This is a genomic window from Paraburkholderia sp. JHI2823, from assembly GCF_038900695.1.
GTDB lineage: Bacteria > Pseudomonadota > Gammaproteobacteria > Burkholderiales > Burkholderiaceae > Paraburkholderia > Paraburkholderia mimosarum.
Genome location: NZ_JAYMRY010000403.1, coordinates 1 through 255, shown reverse-complemented (window position 1 = coordinate 255; position 255 = coordinate 1). Strand labels below are relative to the sequence as shown.

At 59.6% G+C, this 255-nt stretch carries 1 pseudogene; it reads left to right on the top strand.

Annotated elements, in window-relative coordinates:
• Positions 1–255 (top strand): annotated as a pseudogene (locus tag VSR34_RS39165) (transposase); the annotation flags it as partial.

Here is a 255-nt window from a genome sequence, read left to right as displayed (position 1 = left end):
CCGTTTGAAATTCCACGTTGGAGGGAAGGCGACAGCCTCAGGCGTCTTCTGGCGGCGTTTGAGCGTGTACTGCCGCTGCGCAAGCCATCTGATCTAACGCGACGCGAAATCGTCCAGTTCGTGCTGGGCGCGAGCGGCGGGCTGACGGGGGAAATATCGACGCTTCTGAACGACGCGGCAGAATTTTCGATTCGCAGCGGCGACGAGTTCATCGGTAGGTCACATCTCGAACATGTCGCGCGAGACACTGCCTGA